This is a genomic window from Rhizobium quercicola (genome assembly GCF_021168455.1).
GTDB lineage: Bacteria > Pseudomonadota > Alphaproteobacteria > Rhizobiales > Rhizobiaceae > Ferranicluibacter > Ferranicluibacter quercicola.
This window is the reverse complement of record NZ_JAJOZR010000008.1, coordinates 36,327-51,746: the sequence shown is the minus strand read 5'-3', so window position 1 is coordinate 51,746 and position 15,420 is coordinate 36,327. Positions and strand designations below refer to the sequence as shown.

Below are 15,420 nucleotides of genomic sequence, written 5' to 3'. Positions count from 1 at the left end.
GGATCTGGTGGAAAAGCCGTGCATCATAAATGCGTGGCCGACGCTTTCCATTCGACGGGACGACCACATGTATCTGTCACACGGGGCCGCACGGCACGCCCGTGACGCTGCTGCGCGAGGGACCATGGCCAGACCGACGGTGAACAAGTTCCTGCTGCAGGCGCGCAACGAGGTGCGCCAGAGCGCGGGCATGATCATCGTCGCCATGCTCTTCGTCGCCTTCGCCTCCATCGGCGCCTCGGTCCTGCTGTCCCAGCGCGAGCGCGAGGCGCAGGAGGCCATCGCCCACACGATCGGCAACGAGCGGCGGATCTCGACCCTGCAATCGCTGCTGCAGGATGCCGAGATCGGCCAGCGCGGCTACCTCATCACGCAGGACCGGGCCTATCTGGAGCCCTACGAGGCCTCGATCGCCGACATCGACCGCATGATGGAGGAGCTTGCCGCGGGACTTTCCGACAACACGCGTCAGGATGCCAACGTCGCCGTGCTGCGCTCGCTGATCGTCCAGAAGCTGTCGGAGCTGCGCCAGAGTATCGACCGTCAGCGCGAGGGGGATACGGCAGGGGCGCTCGCCATCATGAAGACCGGCCAGGGCAAGATGCTGATGGACGGCGTGCGCAATGCGCTGAAGACCATGCGGGCGGAGGAGAGCAACCAGCGCATGGCACGCGTGGCCGAAGCGCGCCAGGCCGGCGCGCGTATGGAAATGGTGGTGTTCGCGCTGGCGCTGCTCACCGCCGTCTTCGCGCTCGTGGCGGTCCGCGCCACCGCGCGCCGCGCCCGCTCCGCCGAGCTGACGCGCGACGAACTGCTTTCGCGTCTCGACCGTCGTCTGCTCGCCATCATGGCGGCCGATGTCGTCGGCTATTCCCGCCTGATGGAGGGCGACGAGACGAAGACGCTCGCCCGCCTCAAGTTCGTGCGCGACCGGATCGATCCGATCATCGAGAACCACAGCGGCACGATCGTCACCACCGCGGGCGACAGCGTTCTCGCCGCCTTTGCAAGCGCCCTCTCCGCCATCGATTGCGCGATCGAGATCCAGCAGGCGATGGCGGAGGTGAATGCCCGGCTCGAGGACGACGCCCGGCTGATGTTCCGGATCGGCATCAATGTCGGCGATGTCGTGGTGCAGGACGGCGATGTCTTCGGCGATACGGTCAATGTGGCGGCACGGCTGGAGGCGCTGGCCGAGCCGGGCGCGATCTGCATCTCCCGCACGGTGCGCGACCATGTCCGCAAGCAGCGCCCTCTGACCTTCGACGATCTCGGCTTCCAGCATGTCAAGAACATCGCCCAGCCGATCAGCGCCTTTCGCGTGCGGGCTCAGGCCGTGTAGAAGGCCGGTCCAGACAACCCGCTTCCCCGCCGTCTCTCAAGCGTCAACACAGCCGGAAAACCCATGCCGACGTTCCTCTCCCCCGTCATGCTCACCTGGGGCATCTCAGCCCTTGCCGTCGCCGGCGTCATCACCCGGCCATTCCGCCTGCCGGAGGCCGTGTGGGCCGTGGCGGGCGCTGCGGTCATCGCAGCGCTCGGCCTCATGCCGCTGTCGGCGGTGTGGACCGGCATAGCCCGCGGCACGGACGTCTATCTCTTCCTGATCGGCATGATGCTGTTGTCGGAACTGGCGCGCAAGGAAGGCCTGTTCGACTGGCTCGCCGCCATCGCGACGCGGCACGCGAAGGGATCGCCGAAACGGTTGTTCTTCCTGATCTATGCGGTCGGCGTGCTCGTCACCGTGTTCCTCTCCAACGATGCCACGGCCGTGGTGCTGACGCCGGCCGTCTATGCCGCCACACGGGCGGCAAAGGTTGCAAATCCGCTGCCGTATCTGCTGATCTGCGCCTTTATCGCCAATGCCGCGAGCTTCGTGCTGCCGATCTCCAATCCCGCCAACCTCGTGATCTTCGGCGGCGGCGAGATGCCCCCGCTCGGGGAGTGGCTGCGCACCTTCACGCTGCCGTCGATCGTCGCCATCCTCGTCACCTATGCGGCCCTCGCCTTCACCCAGCGCCGCACCCTCGCCGGGGAAACGGTCGCCGCCGACGTGCCGACGCCCAGCCTCTCGCCCGCCGCGCGCGTCGCCGGCATCGGCCTTGCCCTGACGGCCATCGGCCTCGTCATCGTCTCCGCGCTCGATCTCGACCTCGGCCTGCCCACCTTCGTGGCCGGCATCGCCACGACGCTGCTGATCGTCGTAGTTAATCGCGAGCCGCCCGTGGAGGTCGTCAAGGGCATCTCCTGGAGCGTCCTCCCGCTGGTCGCGGGCCTCTTCGTCATCGTGGAGGCGCTGAGCGGCACCGGGCTCGTCGGCATGCTCGGCGATGTCCTTGCCCGCAACGCGGCGACATCGCCCGCCTGGACGGCCGGGGTCGCCGGCGTCGGTGTCGGCTTTGCGGCCAACCTCGTCAACAACCTGCCGGCCGGGCTCTTTGCCGGCAGCGCCGTACAGGCCGCAGGCGCGCCGAGCCTCGTTGCGGCCGCCATCCTCATCGGCGTCGATCTCGGCCCCAACCTCTCCGTCACCGGCTCGCTCGCCACCATCCTCTGGCTGACGGCCCTGCGGCGCGAGGGCATCGAGGTCGGGACATGGGCATTCCTGAAGCTCGGGGTCGTGGTGATGATCCCCGCGCTCCTCCTCTCCATCGCCACCCTGATCGGCGCATCTCTGCTGTGACACCTCGGGACATGGCTCGCGTGCGCTGCAGCAAAAAGCCGGGACAACAGGGCGATCCCGTGCCATAAGGCGACCCGCAACGCAGCCGGGCCCGACCGATCATGATCCGCATCGAAAACATCTCCAAGCAGAACAGCCACCGCCTTCTCTTCATCGAGGCTTCCGCGGCGCTCAACAAGGGCGAGAAGATCGGCCTCGTCGGCCCGAACGGGGCGGGCAAGACGACCCTGTTCCGCATGATCACCGGCTCGGAACTGCCCGACGAAGGCCAAGTTGCGACAGAGAAGAACGTAACGATCGGTTACTTCAACCAGGATGTCGGCGAGATGTCCGGCCGCAGCGCCGTCGCCGAGGTCATAGAGGGGGCGGGGCCGGTGAGCATCGTGGCGGCCGAACTGCGCGAGCTTGAGGCCGCCATGTCCGACCCCGACCGCATGGACGAGATGGATGCGATCATCGAGCGCTATGGCGAGGTGCAGGCCCGCTACGAGGAGCTCGACGGCTATGCGCTCGAGGGCCGCGCCCGCGAAGTGCTCGACGGCCTGTCCTTCAGCCAGGAGATGATGGACGGCGATGTTGGCAAGCTCTCGGGTGGCTGGAAGATGCGTGTGGCGCTCGCCCGCATTCTCCTGATGCGGCCCGACGTCATGCTGCTCGACGAACCGAGCAACCACCTGGATCTCGAAAGCCTGATCTGGCTCGAAACCTTCCTGAAGACCTATGACGGCGCGCTGCTGATGACCTCGCACGATCGCGAATTCATGAACCGCATCGTCACCAAGATCATCGAGATCGATGGCGGTTCGCTTACCAGCTATTCCGGCGATTACGGCTTCTACGAGCAGCAGCGGGCGCTCAGCGAAAAGCACCAGCAGGCGCAGTTCGAGCGCCAGCAGGCCATGCTCGCCAAGGAAATCAAGTTCATCGAGCGCTTCAAGGCGCGCGCTTCGCACGCCTCGCAGGTGCAGAGCCGCGTCAAGAAGCTCGAAAAGATCGACCGCGTCGAACCGCCCAAACGCCGCCAGACGGTCGCCTTCGACTTCCTGCCGGCACCGCGCTCGGGCGAAGACGTCGTCAACATCAAGCAGGTCCACAAGGCCTACGGCTCAAGGACGATCTATGACGGGCTCGACTTCATGGTGCGCCGCCGCGAGCGCTGGTGCATCATGGGCATCAACGGTGCCGGAAAATCGACGCTGCTGAAGCTCGTGACGGGAACGACGGCGCCCGACAAGGGCACCGTCACGGTCGGCGCCAGCGTCAAGCTCGGCTACTTCGCACAGCATGCGATGGATCTGCTCGACGGCGAGAGCACGGTTCTGCAGTGGCTGGAGGAGCAGTTTCCCAAGGCCGGACAGGCACCGCTGCGGGCGCTGTCGGGCTGCTTCGGCTTTTCCGGTGATGACGTCGACAAGCGCTGCCGGGTTCTCTCGGGCGGCGAAAAGGCGCGCCTCGTCATGGCGGCCATGCTGTTCGATCCGCCGAATTTCCTCGTGCTCGACGAGCCGACCAACCACCTCGACCTCGACACCAAGGAAATGCTGATCAAGGCGCTCCAGGCCTATGAGGGCACGATGCTGTTCGTCTCGCACGACCGCCATTTTCTCGCCGCCCTCTCCAACCGCGTGCTGGAACTGACGCCGGACGGCATCCATCAGTATGGTGGCGGATATACCGAATATGTCGAGCGGACAGGGCAGGAAGCGCCCGGCATACACGTCTAGGCTGCGTTGAAACGAACCGGTCGCATTTTGCCCCGCGACCGCTCTGTTTTTCCTCCGATGTCGCCACATATGGCAGCTTATGCCGCGACGATCGCTGCCATCGCGTGGACGATAGGCTACCATCAGGGGAGAATTCACGTGCGTCTCAAGTCTACACTCATCGCGGCGGCAGCCGCTGTCCTGTCCTTTTCCGCCGCGGCCCAGGCCGAGGTCGTCGTGTCCTCCAAGATCGATACCGAAGGTGGCGTGCTCGGCAACATCATTCTGTCCGTCCTGAATGCGAACGGCATCAAGACGACGGACCGCGTGCAGCTCGGCGCAACGCCGGTCGTGCGCAAGGCGATCACCGCCGGCGAGATCGATATCTATCCGGAATATACGGGCAATGCCGCGTTCTTCTTCGAAAAGGCCGAGGACCCCGCCTGGAAGGATGCCGTCAAGGCCTATGAAGAGGCCAAGAAGCTCGACTACGACGCCAACAAGATCGTCTGGCTGACGCCGTCGCCGGCCAACAACACCTGGGCCGTCGCAATCCGCAAGGACCTTGCCGACAGCGCCAAGGTCAAGACCTTCTCCGACTTCGGCAAATACGTCACGGATGGCGGCACGGTGAAACTCGCGGCCTCCTCGGAATTCGTCAATTCCGCCGCCGCCCTGCCGGCCTTCCAGACCACCTACGGCTTTACGCTGAAGCCCGACCAGCTGATCACGCTGTCGGGCGGCGACACGGCGGCCACCATCGCCGCTGCCGCCAACCAGACGAACGGCGCCAATGCGGCCATGGTCTACGGCACCGACGGTGGCATCGCGCCGTCCGGCCTCGTGGTTCTGGAAGACGACAAGGGCGTCCAGCCGGTCTACCAGCCCGCGCCGATCATTCGCGAAGCCGTGCTGAAGGAGACCCCCGAGATCGAGACGCTTCTGAAGCCCGTCTTCGAAAAGCTCGATCTCGTGACCCTGCAGGACCTCAACGGTCGCGTGCAGGTGGGCGGCGAGCCGGCCAAGGCCGTGGCCGAGGACTTCCTGAAAAAGAACGGCTTCCTGAAGTAAGCGACAGGGCCGGGCGACGGATGTCTCCCGGCTTTTTCCTGTCCGCCATCGAACGACGGTGGCGGACATGCTGCGCATCTCTTGTAAGATCTCACACGACAAAGCCCATGTCCCGGAGCCTGAGCAGGCTTGTCGTGCCGGGTCGTCCTTCCCAACGTCAGGAGAGGCATGCGCATTCGCTTCGACAAGCTCGGCGTCCTGATCGCCATCCTTTTGGGCGTCGGTACGCTTCTGGCACCGTTCGCGACGTTCCGCGCCAACCGAATCGTGCCAGGTGGTCCGCGGTCCATCCTTGAATCCCTGCCGCCCGGCTGGGGCGTGGCGCTCATCATCGCGCTCGTTGTGGCAGCCCTCCTCGCGCTCCTTCGAACCCCGGCCGCAGCGAGGCTTGGCGTCGCCGCTGCGGGCGTGCTCGGGCTGATTCTGCTGATCGGCACGGCGGGAAGCTTCCTGACGCCGGAGGGCAACACCTATGCGCGGGTTTCCCCGGCATCCGGCTTCTGGGTCCTTCTTTTCGCCTTCCTGCTGCTCGCGGCCGATGCCATCACGCGGCTGAAGCCGAAGCCCGCGGTCCGCGTGATTCTCCTCGGCGTGACGCTCGGCGCGCTTGCCGCCGTCCTTGCCTCCGGGCGGTGGGATGCGCTGTCGCTTTTGAAAGAGTATTCCGGGCGGGCGGATGTCTTCTGGACCGAAGCGGCCAAGCATGTGACGCTGGCGATCGGTTCGCTCATTGCCGCCGTCGTGGTCGGCCTGCCGCTGGGCATCCTCTGTCACCGGGTGCGATCGTTGCGGGCCGGCGTGCTCAACATCCTCAACCTCATCCAGACGATCCCCTCGATCGCGCTGTTCGGCATTCTCATCGCGCCGCTCGGCTGGATCGCCGTCAACGTGCCCGGCGCCTATGCGCTCGGCGTGCGCGGCATCGGCGCGGCGCCCGCTTTCGTGGCGCTGTTTCTCTATTCTCTGCTGCCGGTCGTCGCCAACACGGTTGTCGGGCTCGCGGGCGTGCCCCGCGAGGCGAACGAAGCCGCGCGCGGCATCGGCATGACGGGCGCGCAGCGGCTGCTGCGGGTCGAGTTCCCCCTGGCCCTGCCGGTCATCCTCACCGGCATCCGCATCGTCCTCATCCAGAATATCGGACTGGCCACCATCGCGGCGCTGATCGGCGGCGGCGGCTTCGGCGTCTTCGTCTTTCAGGGTATCGGCCAGACGGCCATGGATCTGGTGCTGCTCGGCGCGGTACCGACCGTGCTGCTCGCCTTCGCCGCCGCCATCATCCTCGATGCCCTCATCGAGATCAACGCGCCGCTCAACCGCGCAGGCAGGACCGCATGATCGAGATCGACGGCATCACCAAGCGCTATGGCGACAACACCGTCGTCAACAATGTGACGATGACCATCGACCCGCGAACGGTGACCGTGATCGTGGGGACGTCGGGCTCCGGCAAGACGACGCTCTTGCGCATGATCAACCGTCTGGTCGAGCCGACCTCGGGCGCGATCCGCCTGGATGGCGAGGACAACCGCGCCGTTCCCGGCTTCGAGCTGCGCCGCCGCATCGGCTACGCCATCCAGGGCCACGGCCTGTTTCCGCACCGAACGGTGGCTGAAAACATCGCGACGGTGCCTGTGCTGCTCGGCTGGGATACGGCGCGCATCAAGGCCAAGGTGGCCGAGCTGCTGGCGCTCTTCCAGCTCGATCCGGAGACCTTCGCGAATCGCTTTCCGCACGAACTCTCCGGCGGACAGCAGCAGCGTGTCGGCGTTGCCCGCGCGCTCGCCGCAGAGCCGAACGTGCTGCTTATGGACGAGCCCTTCGGTGCGCTCGACCCGATCATCCGCGCCAAGGCGCAGGAAGACCTGCTGGCGATCCAGCGTCTGCTCGGCACGACCATCATTCTTGTGACGCACGACATGGAGGAGGCGTTTCACCTCGCGGATCGCATTGCCGTCATGGACAAGGGCGAACTCGTGCAATACGGCCTGCCCGCCGAACTTGTGGAGCGTCCCGCAACCGGTTTCGTCGAAACCCTGATCGGCGCCACGGAGCGTCCGTTCCGCATGCTGTCGATCGAGACGGCGGGTGCCGCCGCCGAGCCGGGGGAGGCGCACGGCACCGCCATCGCCGCGGCGACGAGCCAGAGGGATGCGCTGGCCGAACTCCTGTGGAGCGGCCGGGACGCGGCACCCGTTGCCAGTGCCGACGGCCAGCCGATCGGACGCGTCACGCTCGACGGGCTGGTCCGCCGCGCCGCGAGGCGCCGATGACGGTGTCTCTCGCCCAGACCGGCCGCGCCGCGGAAGCACCGCGGACAGGCACGTGGATACCGCTGGCCCTGCGGGCGTTGCTGCTCGTCGTGCTTCTCACCTTCCTCCTCGCGCCGGCGATCTTCGAACCGATCCTGAGGCCGCTGGTGCAGGACAATGCGCCGGCGATCTACAATCAGGGGAGCCTCTTCACCCTGACGCTGCTGCACCTGCGCATCGTCGCGATCGCCACGACGGCGGCCATTCTGGTCGCGGTCACCCTCGCCATTCTTGTGACGCGGCCGTTCGGGGCGGAGTTCCTTCCCCTGTCGCGCAGCCTCGTCAATGTCGGGCAGACTTTTCCCCCCGTCGCCGTCCTCGCGCTGTCAGTGCCCGCTCTCGGCTTCGGGGAGAAGCCGACGCTGGTGGCGCTCTTTCTCTATGGCTTGCTGCCGATCTTCGAGAACACCCTGACGGCGCTGACCACCCTGCCGCCAGCCGTGATGGAGGCCGCAAGGGGCGCCGGCATGACGGACAGGCAGCGCCTGTTCCGGGTGGAGCTGCCGCTTGCAGCCCCCGTCATTCTCGCTGGAATCCGGCTGTCGATCACCGTCAGCCTCGCCACGGCGACCATCGGCTCCACGGTTGCGGCGCGGACGCTGGGCGAGGTCATCATCGCCGGCCTGCAGTCCAACAACCTCGCCTTCATCCTGCAGGGCGGCCTGATCGTCGGGGCACTTGCCGTTCTCATCTATGACGGCCTCTCGGCGCTGGAAGCCCGACTGCGCCGCCGCGCCGGCCTCTGACCCATCGAGACCGATCTCTAGAGACAAGAACGCCCCGGCCGGAGGCCGAGGCGAGAGTGTCCGTTCGTACCTGTCCGACGGCGAAGCCGTGACGGCAATTAATGCGCGCGCAGCCTCTGCAGGCTCGAATCGGGGAAGGCGAGACCATCGAAGGTGCTGTCGCCTTCCTGCAGAACCGATCGCAGAGCGAGATCGAGGCAGTGTACCGCATGCTCCATCTGGAGATCGATCGCATTCTGCCGGGCGAACACGATCAACCGGGCGAGGGCCCGGACTTCCTGAGGGTCTCGCTCGGCGTGAGCGACGTCGATCTGTTCCGCATGCGGGTTGCTGAGTGTCATGTTCCAAGCCGTTCCGTTGTCCCGGAATGACTGTAGACGCTGACGGAGGAAATCGCGCGTGACATAGCCGTGACATGCAAAGCGTGACTTGTCACATGCGGGTAGAGGTCCTTCAAAACATAAGCAGTTTCGCATTTTCCCGGTCCAGAAGGTCGCGCCAGAGCGTCGTCTCCTGAAAGACCCAAGCGGGCCGGTCGGGTGACCGTTCGCCGGCATGCGCCGTCATCGCGGCGACCAGAAGCAGGGCATCCTCCCGCTTCCGGTTGCAGGCGCTGGCCTTCAGGTCCCTTTCGAGCCTCGTGCGAAGCCCCGTGTCCGGAAGATCGACGCGATCGGCGATGGCCGCCCAGGTCCGTTCCTTGAAATGCAGCTGGCGCGCGGCCGCCTCGATCCGGTCGCACAGGTCCGGCGTGAAGCCGGCCGGCAGATGGGGCTGCTGCAGCGTGGCGACGATATTGACCAGAGGCTCGGTCAGGCTCGCCCATCCCAGTTCGGCCGGTGCGTGAAGCTGCGCCACATCGGCATCGTCCACCAGCGTGCCATCGGCATAGGCCTGCGCGATCGTGCCGATGCCCACCATGCCGAAGGCCCGGCACTCGGCCGCCCGCAGCGCGCCCATGCTGGCGGCGCCGAGAACCGCGACGCCCTCGGACAAGGCGTAGAGGATCTCCTTGTGCCAGACCGGCGCGGTGTATTCGAACCCGCCATCGACCAGCCCGATCACGGCGGCGCCATCGCGCACCGCGCGATAGAGATCGCCCTGGATGGCCGGCGGCCGGATGTCGAGGCCGGGCGCGCATCGCGCGGCGTCCGGCAGCGTCGGCCCGACGAACAGAACTTTCATGCACGTCTCATCCTTGCACCAGTGCCTGACGGAGCGCGCGCGTCCCGTATCGCTGCCGGCGCTTCCCTTCCGGATTTTCGAGCGCGGGCGCCAGAACCTTGACGACGGCGAAGGGACGCTCGGGAGGGGAGAGCCGCACCGCGATCATCGGGCCGGCACGCCGCTCGTGGAGATGGTCGATCAGGGTTTCGGGCGTGCACGCAGGTTGCTCGGCAAAGGTGCGGGCGACGGGTGCCGCCATCATCGCGTGCCAGATGCTTTCCGCCAAGGGTCGGTCGTAGTCGGCGGGAAACACGTCATCGCGCGCGCCGCTGATATAGGTCAGGCGCGACTGGGCGCATTCCGTGATGGCCCGCAGGGCTGCCTGCCGGGGCAGGGGGTGTGCGCCGCATCCCAAGGTCACATCCACATGCCGCAGCCGTTTTCCCGCGAGACGCGCCGCATCCGGCCCGAGAAACGCGGCAAAGCAGGGAAGGCCGAGATCGCTCGTGACATCGAACAGGCGCAGCGTCAGCCCGGCATCGCCGATACGGCGTTCCGCGTCGAGGATGGCGGGATCGTCGAAACCGGACGGCGCCACGCAGCACGCCTGCCGTGCTGCCTGCGGGCGCAACTGCCAGAGGGTATGCGCATCGCGTTCCACGCGCTCCATCAGCCCATGCAAGATCGCCTCCTCGGGCGTGTTGCCGGAGGCGAGCCCGTCGGAGGATTGCCAGTAGCGGCTGTCGTGGATCGTCCGGTCGAGGACGACGGCCTGCCACGGCACGAGGATCGTCTCGCCGCTGACGAGATCCCGCCCCTCGACCCAGTCTGTCTCGTCGTCCGCCGAAAGCGGATCATGACCGGAGGCGACCAATCCCGGCAGCGCATGAAAGGCCCGTCCGCGCCGCGTCAGATCCGCCATGCTCGCTCTGGTCGCCGCCACGGGGGGATCGCAGGCGATCGCCCGTTCCAGCGCTTCCATGACGGCGGAGGTCCGCGCATCCGCATCGGTCGCGCCCTTGCCCTGCGCCACGACAATCGATCGGGCGTTCGGCGTGTAGGCGCACCAGACGGGAATGCCGATCCGGTCGAGCGCGGTATGCCGGGCGACCCGGGTAATGCCGTAACCGGCAAGCAAAGGTGCAACGCGGTCGAAAGTTTCGGCCGCGGTGCACTGTCTGTCGAAGCTCTGAAGGCGCAATGGCGTCAGTCGAAGAGGCCGGAGAAGGCCTTGTCGGCGGGATCGAGCGCGACGGCGATATCGACGCCGCGGATGAACGGCGCGCGCGACGAACGCAGTTCGCCGGCTCGACCATCCGTGTCCTCGAGCGGCTTGACGGTGCCCGCCTCGACATCGGCGACATAGAGCTGGCTATCACCGGGGAAGCCGAAAACAACAGTTTTGGACATGCGATTTCCTTCATGGCGAGAATGAAAAGACAACCGGTTGCCGCCTCTGGTTGAGAACGAAAATGGCTGTCCCGGCAGGATCGACAAGCGATTCTGCCGTTAATATCCTGCCCGTGAAAGGCCTTCGCGGTAAAGCTCTTTCTGCCAGATTTCTCGTATGGGTAGAACGGAGAGCCAGCGGTCGAGGTCGAAATGCGGGTTCGCTTCGCGATCCTTGCGCCGGTAGCGCCGGGCCATCGGAATATCGCCGAGCATGGCGAAGGCGGCCGCTCTCAGGCGGTCGGCCGAGGACGGGTGGGACATTCGGCCGATATAGTCGATGGCATCCTGGTAGTGGCCGACGAAGTAGCTCGCACCGGCCGCACTCCAGAAATAATCGTCGGGGCTCAGCGGATTGAGCTCGATCGCCCGCTCAATCTTGCGCAGCCCCTCGTCGGGCCGAGAGGCATGAACGAGCGAATCGGCATAGCTGTAGATCGCATCGGCGTAATGCGGGCTGAGCGCTTCCGCGCGCGCCAGAGCCTCGAGGCTTTCGTCGAGATCGCCGAGATACAGTTTGGCAACGCCGAGTTCCTTGTAGCCGGCAGCCCCGTCCGGATCCTGCGCGATGGCGAGCCGGGCATGATCCGCCGCCTTGAAGAGAAGGCTTTTGTCGCCGCGTGCCGTCAGCACCCACTCCAGCGAGTAGGTGCGTGCGAGCCCGATGAAGCTCGGTGCGAAGTCCCGCCGATACTGGAGCGCCTCGCGGAAGCCGCGCCGCGCACCGCGAATGGAGGGCAGGGAGAGATCCTTCGTCTGGCGGGCGCCGGAGAGATAGGCGCGATAGGCATCGGGATGATGTTCGTATTCGACCAGCGGATTCTGATTGCGCTTGAGCTCCGCGGCAATGCTGTCCGCGATGATGCGGGCGATCACCTTGCGATGCGAGGAAAACGGAACGTCGAGGGCGAAGCGCTCTGCCCAGATGACCCGATCGAGCGGCACGAAGATGATCTGCACCATCAGGCCTTCCGCGCAGAGGGTCGTATCCACGAGATAGGAGACGGCATGCGTTTCCAGCATGGCGATCTTGTCGTTGCTTTCCTGGATCCGTTTGGCGGTGTGAGGCGCGACGATCGAGATGTCGCGCAGGGTGCAGAGGCTGATGGCGATGTCGTCGATGAGGGCGGCGACCGTGCCGGTCAGCGTTCGCGATGCGCCGGCCCGCAAGGCGGGCGGCAAGAGCGCCAGCCGCGGCAGCGATGCCGTCACCGTCAGTGCGCGCTGCACGCGCGGCATGACCTCGGCATAGACGGGCTGGCGCGTGTCCAGTGCCGTGCTTCTTGGCGTGGCTGCCGATCGCGGAGCCTGCCCGTCGGCGGTCGCGCGCATCGCCGGCTGCGACGACGGAGCGTCGGCCTCCAGAAGCGACCGCACCGGCTCGTCATGCACGTTGCGTTCGAGGAGCAGAAAGGCCGCCTCCCGCATCGCCGCGATATCCGGGCCGGCAGGGGCCGCGCCGGGCGAGGCGAGCAGGCGCGCGCGCAGAAAGTGGTACTGCCTATTGACCTGCAAATCGGCCCAGCGACGCAAGGGGCCGTCCGGCAGCTTGCCGCCGAGAAAGCGCTCCCGAAGCAGGGCCAGCATGGTTTCGAGCGATGTGTCGTCTCGGCGGAAGCAGGCGGCGTCCACGACCAGCCGCTGCCCGTCATCGCCCAGCGTGATGGACGTGTCGTCGATATCGAGAATCACGCTGTGATAGGCGAGCTGCGCCTTGCGGATGCGCGAAACCATCTTGCGCAGGTTGATCTGCTGCGCCTCCCGGTCCGCCTCCGGCCAGAGGAGGGCCGAGGCTTCGTCCCGTCGCAGGACGGGACGTTCGCCCAGGCGCAGCATGCAGACGAGCAACAGGGCCTTCTGCGGAAAGGCGAGGTCCTCGCCACTCCGGCTCTTGAGCGCCAGGTTGCCGAAGGTCTGCAGCCGCAGCGGGCACATCAGGAGGCGTTGGCGGACGCCTGCACGGCGGAAGCATCCGCCGGCTGCCGGGCAGCAGCCTCTTCGCCCTGCGCCAGCGAGGTCACGAGGGCGACGACCGTCTTGCGGATGTCGGGGCTCTTGATGGAGGAGAACGCCTTGTTGAGCGACAGACCCTCGCGCGTGGAGAGAAACGCATTGACCGCGTCGAAATCGGCGGCCTCAGGGCGGGTCTGGTCGCTCGGATTGTCCTGGAAGAAGTAGCTGATCGGCACGCTCAGAATATCGGCGGCGGCCTGCAGCCGGCTCGCGCCCATCCGGTTCACGCCCTTTTCGTACTTCTGGATCTGCTGGAAGGTGATGCCCAGCCTGTCGCCCAGCGCCGTCTGGCTCATCCCGAGGATAAGCCGGCGCGCACGAACACGACCTCCAACGTAAATATCGATCGCATGGGGGGCCTTCGCGTTCATAGTCGCTCCTGCAGAAATACCGGCTGAATTCTCGTTTGCGCGAGAATGTATGATTTTTCAGAAAGAGCAACGAATTTCCTGCGGGGGTGCGATCGCGGGCTCATGGCACTTCTGGTTAGCAAGCGATAACGTTTTCCGCCCCGCTCCGCCACCCTTTTTGGTCGCAGGCAGATCGCGATGGTCAGTGTGGGAGACGCATATTTCGACAGAGGCGGTTCGAAATTCTCCCGGCGTTCGGGCGTGACCTCCGAATGTGCGGAGGGCGGGTTCGGAAACGATGAAGATTTAGCCGTTATCGTCGCCGTCATCGCACGAGGTATGCTTCCGTCGCATGGCTGCACTGCAATATAACGACTTTCGGATCTTCCGTTTTCGCGTATGATCAGCCTCATCGAAGCACGCACCTCCTCCCGCGTCCTTCGAGTTTCAGGGCTCCGATCCTCCTCCCCGGACCCCTGTAGGAATAGCGGCACTCCTCCTCCCAGCCGCTGTTCGGTTCTTTTGGAAAGCCTGCCGCACCTCCTCCCGCGGCAGGCTTTTCAGTTTCTGGAGGAGCTTTCCACGCCTGCATCTCCGATCTCTCTTCGTCTACGCCGTTCGTCCGCGTGGTGTCCCGGCATGTCCGTCTGGCATCACGCCACGTCCGATGCGGAGCCATGGTGATGCGTGTCTCGCGCAAGAGCCCGCGACACGCATCCTTTTGGCCCGCATCGCGTTCTCCGGTATCGTTCGCCAAGAGGAGACGGCATGGCCGGGCAGGAATGGGTCGAGACGGGCACGGACAAGCGCTATGTCCGTCGCGATGCGCAACGCCGCTTTAGGGAAAACGTCGATGACGGCCGCTCGCGGTCGGCTGGCTCAAGCCACGATATGAAGACAACGGCGGGCCCGGAGGGGGCGATCGCCACGGCAGCGGACGCCTCGGCGCGACAGCCTGCATGTTCAGAAACGAGCCGCATCGGAGCCGGACAGCACATGCGCATCGCGACGTATAACGTCAACGGTATCAACGGGCGGCTCGACATTCTTCTTCGCTGGCTGAAGGAAAGCCGGCCGGACATCGTCTGCCTGCAGGAGCTGAAGGCGCCCCAAGCCCGGTTTCCGGAGAAGGCTCTGGAGAAGGCGGGCTATGGCGCCGTCTGGCATGGGCAGAAGGCCTGGAACGGTGTGGCGATCCTCGCGCGCGGGTCCGTCCCCGTTCTCGCGCGCCGCGGCTTGCCGGACCGAGGCGACGACGCGGAAAGCCGCTATATCGAGGTCATCACAGGCGGCGTGATCGTCGGCTGCCTCTACGCCCCGAACGGCAATCCGTATCCCGGACCCAAATTCGCCCGGAAGCTCGACTGGTTCCGGTCCCTGACGCGCTATGGCGAAACGCTTCTGGAGTTCGGCATGCCGGCCGCGCTCATCGGCGACTTCAACGTCATGCCCACGGATCTCGACGTCTACAATCCCGCGCGATGGCAGGACGATGCGCTTTTCCGCCCCGAGATCCGCAAGGCCTATCGAGACCTCGTCGCGACCGGCTGGACGGACGCCGTCCGCGCGCTGCATCCGGACGAGCAGATCTTCACCTTCTGGAAATATCTGCGCAACGCCTTCGCCCGAAACGCCGGCCTTCGCATCGACCATTGCCTGCTCAGCCCCGACCTCGCGCCCCACCTCACCGCCTGCGGCGTCGATCGTCATGTGAGGGGATGGGACAAGACCAGCGACCACGCGCCGGTCTGGGTCGAGCTATCGCTGTAGGAGACACGCGTCTGCGCCAAGGCGGGACCGTCGGTGATTTTTCTGATCGGAAAGGATTTGGTGGAGCTAAGCGGGATCGAACCGCTGACCTCTTGCATGCCATGCAAGCGCTCTCCCAGCTGAGCTATAGCCCCATAAAGGGTCCGGCAAGGCCGGTTC

Annotated in this window: 14 protein-coding genes and 1 tRNA gene; 8 read left to right on the top strand and 7 right to left on the bottom strand. The window is 65.8% G+C overall.

The genetic code is table 11. The features are described 5' to 3' along the window. Positions 1 to 124 precede the first annotated feature (124 nt). The 7 genes from LRX75_RS13385 (at position 125) to LRX75_RS13355 (ending at position 8,512) form a co-directional block, all read left to right on the top strand. The gene (locus LRX75_RS13385) at positions 125 to 1,342 is read left to right on the top strand and encodes a CHASE3 domain-containing protein (protein WP_231815132.1); all 1,218 of its coding nucleotides are present in this window, start codon (positions 125 to 127) and stop codon (positions 1,340 to 1,342) included. A 63-nt stretch (positions 1,343 to 1,405) separates the two neighbouring features. Beyond that, entirely contained in the window at positions 1,406 to 2,683 is a 1,278-nt protein-coding gene (locus LRX75_RS13380; RefSeq protein WP_231815130.1) for an arsenic transporter, read from the top strand. Between the two features lie 101 nt (positions 2,684 to 2,784). Further along, positions 2,785 to 4,407 (top strand): ribosomal protection-like ABC-F family protein, encoded by a 1,623-nt coding sequence (gene abc-f / locus LRX75_RS13375; protein WP_231815128.1) that lies wholly within the window; start codon positions 2,785 to 2,787, stop codon positions 4,405 to 4,407. Between the two features lie 138 nt (positions 4,408 to 4,545). After that, on the top strand, positions 4,546 to 5,457 hold the full coding sequence (gene osmF / locus LRX75_RS13370) for a glycine betaine ABC transporter substrate-binding protein OsmF (RefSeq protein ID WP_231815127.1): 912 nt from the start codon (positions 4,546 to 4,548) through the stop codon (positions 5,455 to 5,457). 168 nt (positions 5,458 to 5,625) lie between these two features. After that, a complete protein-coding gene (locus LRX75_RS13365; protein WP_231815126.1) occupies positions 5,626 to 6,792 on the top strand; it encodes an ABC transporter permease in 1,167 nt (388 codons plus the stop codon). Continuing rightward, complete coding sequence (locus LRX75_RS13360; RefSeq protein ID WP_231815123.1) at positions 6,789 to 7,727, top strand: ABC transporter ATP-binding protein; 939 nt, start codon at positions 6,789 to 6,791, stop codon at positions 7,725 to 7,727. The genes LRX75_RS13365 and LRX75_RS13360 overlap by 4 nt, the downstream gene beginning before the upstream one ends. Beyond that, a complete protein-coding gene (locus LRX75_RS13355; protein WP_231815121.1) occupies positions 7,724 to 8,512 on the top strand; it encodes an ABC transporter permease in 789 nt (262 codons plus the stop codon). Before LRX75_RS13360 ends, LRX75_RS13355 begins: the two co-directional genes overlap by 4 nt. Positions 8,513 to 8,610: 98 nt before the next feature. On the opposite strand, the gene LRX75_RS13350 is transcribed toward LRX75_RS13355, so the two are convergent. From LRX75_RS13350 to LRX75_RS13325, 6 genes are all read right to left on the bottom strand, one after another. Further along, on the bottom strand, positions 8,611 to 8,853 hold the full coding sequence (locus tag LRX75_RS13350) for a hypothetical protein (RefSeq protein ID WP_231815118.1): 243 nt from the start codon (positions 8,851 to 8,853) through the stop codon (positions 8,611 to 8,613). A gap of 112 nt (positions 8,854 to 8,965) precedes the next feature. Next, positions 8,966 to 9,697: a TfuA-like protein gene (locus LRX75_RS13345; RefSeq protein WP_231815116.1), complete on the bottom strand. Its 732-nt coding sequence runs from the start codon at positions 9,695 to 9,697 to the stop codon at positions 8,966 to 8,968. Positions 9,698 to 9,704: 7 nt separating this feature from the next. Continuing rightward, entirely contained in the window at positions 9,705 to 10,880 is a 1,176-nt protein-coding gene (locus LRX75_RS13340; RefSeq protein ID WP_231815113.1) for a YcaO-like family protein, read from the bottom strand. A gap of 5 nt (positions 10,881 to 10,885) precedes the next feature. After that, positions 10,886 to 11,089: a hypothetical protein gene (locus LRX75_RS13335; protein WP_113149430.1), complete on the bottom strand. Its 204-nt coding sequence runs from the start codon at positions 11,087 to 11,089 to the stop codon at positions 10,886 to 10,888. 99 nt (positions 11,090 to 11,188) lie between these two features. Further along, complete coding sequence (locus LRX75_RS13330) at positions 11,189 to 13,063, bottom strand: hypothetical protein (RefSeq protein WP_231815111.1); 1,875 nt, start codon at positions 13,061 to 13,063, stop codon at positions 11,189 to 11,191. Continuing rightward, positions 13,063 to 13,512, bottom strand: coding sequence for a helix-turn-helix domain-containing protein (locus LRX75_RS13325; RefSeq protein ID WP_113149428.1), 450 nt, complete (start codon positions 13,510 to 13,512; stop codon positions 13,063 to 13,065). Before LRX75_RS13325 ends, LRX75_RS13330 begins: the two co-directional genes overlap by 1 nt. A gap of 975 nt (positions 13,513 to 14,487) precedes the next feature. Here LRX75_RS13325 and xth point away from each other — a divergent pair. Continuing rightward, positions 14,488 to 15,261 (top strand): exodeoxyribonuclease III, encoded by a 774-nt coding sequence (xth, locus tag LRX75_RS13320; protein ID WP_231815108.1) that lies wholly within the window; start codon positions 14,488 to 14,490, stop codon positions 15,259 to 15,261. Between the two features lie 58 nt (positions 15,262 to 15,319). On the opposite strand, the gene LRX75_RS13315 is transcribed toward xth, so the two are convergent. Continuing rightward, a tRNA-Ala gene (locus tag LRX75_RS13315) sits at positions 15,320 to 15,395 on the bottom strand. Positions 15,396 to 15,420: the final 25 nt, after the last annotated feature.

What these genes read in the sequence shown, in the direction of transcription:
- LRX75_RS13330 (WP_231815111.1), bottom strand. Translation starts at nt 13,063, where the DNA reads ATGTGCCCGCTGCGGCTGCAGACCTTCGGCAACCTGGCGCTCAAGAGC.
- LRX75_RS13325 (WP_113149428.1), bottom strand. Translation starts at nt 13,512, where the DNA reads ATGAACGCGAAGGCCCCCCATGCGATCGATATTTACGTTGGAGGTCGT.
- LRX75_RS13365 (WP_231815126.1), top strand. Translation starts at nt 5,626, where the DNA reads ATGCGCATTCGCTTCGACAAGCTCGGCGTCCTGATCGCCATCCTTTTG.
- LRX75_RS13350 (WP_231815118.1), bottom strand. Translation starts at nt 8,853, where the DNA reads ATGACACTCAGCAACCCGCATGCGGAACAGATCGACGTCGCTCACGCC.
- LRX75_RS13355 (WP_231815121.1), top strand. Translation starts at nt 7,724, where the DNA reads ATGACGGTGTCTCTCGCCCAGACCGGCCGCGCCGCGGAAGCACCGCGG.
- LRX75_RS13345 (WP_231815116.1), bottom strand. Translation starts at nt 9,697, where the DNA reads ATGAAAGTTCTGTTCGTCGGGCCGACGCTGCCGGACGCCGCGCGATGC.
- LRX75_RS13335 (WP_113149430.1), bottom strand. Translation starts at nt 11,089, where the DNA reads ATGTCCAAAACTGTTGTTTTCGGCTTCCCCGGTGATAGCCAGCTCTAT.
- LRX75_RS13385 (WP_231815132.1), top strand. Translation starts at nt 125, where the DNA reads ATGGCCAGACCGACGGTGAACAAGTTCCTGCTGCAGGCGCGCAACGAG.
- LRX75_RS13380 (WP_231815130.1), top strand. Translation starts at nt 1,406, where the DNA reads ATGCCGACGTTCCTCTCCCCCGTCATGCTCACCTGGGGCATCTCAGCC.
- abc-f (WP_231815128.1), top strand. Translation starts at nt 2,785, where the DNA reads ATGATCCGCATCGAAAACATCTCCAAGCAGAACAGCCACCGCCTTCTC.
- LRX75_RS13360 (WP_231815123.1), top strand. Translation starts at nt 6,789, where the DNA reads ATGATCGAGATCGACGGCATCACCAAGCGCTATGGCGACAACACCGTC.
- xth (WP_231815108.1), top strand. Translation starts at nt 14,488, where the DNA reads ATGCGCATCGCGACGTATAACGTCAACGGTATCAACGGGCGGCTCGAC.